Genomic DNA, 2,847 nt, shown 5'->3' with positions numbered 1-2,847 from the left:
CCGTACACGCTGTCCGTCACAGTTGACTCCCCGAACGCGACCGGGGATCCGGTGCCTAGTAGGCCCCCAGTTACCATTGCCGCACCTGCTACCCCGAGAGAAGCCAACATTTTTCTTCTGCTGATCTTTTCCATCCTTGCAATCCTCCCTTCGTACTGTACAACCAGTCTATTGGGTATCGTTGTCAGAGCTTCAAAGCCATCGAAGAATGCTTTATCATTTCTCCTTTCCTTCTGGAATACGCGCCATTGATAGCACACGTGTTCATCAATATCAAAAAAAATATGCGTTTATTCAAATGAATTATATTACACGTGTGCATAATCTGCAAGCGTTTTCTTGTTCCTCTAAGTAACTTTAAGAACCAAGGCTGTGGGCTTATTCGAAGAAGTTCTTTTTTCGTAAAAAAAAGAAGATGTTCGAGATAAATCCAAACATCCTCGTAGCGATTATCCAAAATAATTAAAATTTACCCTAAATTTCGAAAGCCGTTAGTTAGAATGACACACATTAAGTTCACCTTAAGGGTGCTCCTCTCATTGGGTGATGTTGTTCTCGTCAACCACCATTCTACTAAAGATTTGGAGCACTTTTCCTATTTTCAAAGAGCTTACTTATGATAATCAGGGTTGCATCGCATAGGAAAGATAGATACGAAGTCATCGTCACCATCATCATCTTTATTTTTTTTCTTCTTACCTCCAGCAACTGCTTCCAACTGCTCATCGGATAGTTCACTTTCCCCAAGGAATTCCGGTAACACGAATGTGGCGTCCGCACCTTCGTTGTCAACGAACCGAAGTGTGAATCCTGCTGGCAACGCTTGATCGCTTACCTGTTTCACAGCCTCCTCCGGTTGGCTCAGACAGAGCTGACGGAATCCCTTATCCGTAGCGGCCCTTTTGTACAGTTCTTTCAACGCGTTTTCCATAGCTTCTTTTGACCAATTACTCATGATCAACTCTCCTTCTCGAATGGTAGAATCTCTTAATCCAATACTAGAACGGATGGTACGATCTCGGGATTGCGCAAGCGTATTAGCTCGTAACCGATGCCTGCTATTCCCGGAAATAAACCATGAGGCTGATACACGAAACTTGCCTTAGACTCACCTCCTCCTTCTGTACCTCTCAGCAATCATAGACGCTTGGAAATTCGCTTCCTGCACCAATTGTGCTTGATTCTGCCGCAGTGAGGCAGCAAGCAACAATTCCACCCTCCCCATGGCACCACAGCACAGATAGTCGCTCGTGCTCTTCTTCATACCAAGGAGTACCGCCCGAATAGCCGCATCAATATCCAAGTGTATTTCTTCGGAATCCAGAATCGGTAACCCTGCTAATCTAGCGAGCCCAATGCCTGCTGCGCCATGGCACCAGGCATCTGTCAGCCCTTCCTCCCCTGGAGCAACCCGTAAATCAGGCCACATTCCTGGGACGGAAACGAATATCGACCGTTCGTACCGAATTGCTTCTTCGGCCGCTTTTACAAATCGTTCATCCCGTATGTGCGAGTATAGCCGAAGCAACGCGTATGCGATTCCAGCTGCACCATGGGAGAACCCTGCCAGAGTTTTTCCATTGTTGTCCGTCCATACCCGATATCCAGACGGCAGAAGCGTACGGTTGCGGATTATGTGCTCTCCGCATAATACAGCCAGTGACAAGATGCTTGGATCTCTTGTTGCATCGTAGAGTACTAGCAGCGCAAGTATAGATCCAGCAGCTCCATGCAGCACATCGAAGTGTTCATCTGTTTCAATACGAGACTCCGTGATCCAGGAGGCGACCGTTCGTGCTTCATTCAGTAATTCTGATTCGTGGATAAGTTGTCCTATCCGAACTAGAGCGTAAATGATGGAACCGAGTCCAACGAATCCACCGATGCCATATCTATTGAATGAACCGAGATCGTTCGTACGAATTTTGTTACGCAGTAACAATAGTGTCGACATTGCATCTACACGATAGCTCTCCTTACCCGTGGTCTTGGCCAATGCAGCATAGAATAGCGCTATACCGCAATGTCCTTCGTACAAGTCATGGCCGAGCGGCCGCAGCCTGGGGTATTTCCCGCTCCACGCAGGGGCAATCCAAGTTCGAGTACCGTCTTGGGCAGTAATCGCTTCTCGATTCAATCTGTCCGCAATGGAAGTGGCAACTGAAATCAACCATGCTTCATTGGACTGAAGATCGGAGTAATCGGATTCCTGCACATGGACCGTTTGCGATTCTGAAGCTGTGGAGTGATGGGACGTCTTTCCAGCAAATTTGGCATACAATGTTCCGCGGATCAAGGATATCTGGAATCGACAATCCTGTTCACTCAGCTCCTTCACCCTCATCATCAAGTCATCATACCCGCTCACGCTGAACAATTGAGGTTCATCTTGTTCGCTGCAATCCATTAATCGGTGCTCATCTGTGAATAATCTGAAGTAGGGGATATCCAATCGCTTCATAGCTTCAAGCTCATATCGCACCAACGGCCACAACTGGGCATTTTCCTCCTCGACCGTTAGGATTCGGACTAACTTATCAAGCTGAATGTCGCGGTCTACCCCATTACGCAGCACCCCGGGACGCCAACTGTTCTCTAATAGGGTCTGGTACGTCGTGGTCGTCCGGAATATAAATCGGCTCGGTTGATTTTTGAAGGCAGAGAGCGGCCCATCCCAAGCCAGGAGAGCTCCTTGTTGTTGCATGAAGAACATATACATGTCGTGAAACCCGTGAGCGAAATCGTAGTTATAATCTTTCACACCCAAGCTTCGTCCCTCAATAAAAGGGATATTCGTCGGCATAGGAAGTGTATACGAGACATCGCCCGACTTCATGGCATCCGTAT

The 2,847-nt window shown here is 47.5% G+C and carries 3 protein-coding genes; all 3 read right to left on the bottom strand.

The genetic code is table 11. The features are described from left to right. Window positions 1–610: 610 nt before the first annotated feature. On the bottom strand, window positions 611–955 hold the full coding sequence (locus tag AC1DWB_RS33200) for a hypothetical protein (RefSeq protein ID WP_477545359.1): 345 nt from the start codon (window positions 953–955) through the stop codon (window positions 611–613). Window positions 956–987: 32 nt separating this feature from the next. After that, the gene (locus tag AC1DWB_RS33195; protein WP_477545358.1) at window positions 988–1,092 is read right to left on the bottom strand and encodes a lanthionine synthetase LanC family protein; all 105 of its coding nucleotides are present in this window, start codon (window positions 1,090–1,092) and stop codon (window positions 988–990) included. 16 nt (window positions 1,093–1,108) lie between these two features. Further along, window positions 1,109–2,847 (bottom strand): type 2 lanthipeptide synthetase LanM (lanM, locus tag AC1DWB_RS33190; RefSeq protein ID WP_477545357.1); only part of this gene is annotated, 1,739 nt, incomplete at its 5' end.

It is taken from the genome of Paenibacillus sp. P4_E11, from assembly GCF_056401635.1.
The sequence above is the reverse complement of the archived record's forward strand: the minus strand, read 5'-3'. Positions and strand labels throughout refer to the sequence as shown.

Excerpts from the sequence above, each read along its gene's own strand:
- AC1DWB_RS33200 (WP_477545359.1), bottom strand. The coding sequence starts at position 955 with ATGAGTAATTGGTCAAAAGAAGCTATGGAAAACGCGTTGAAAGAACTG.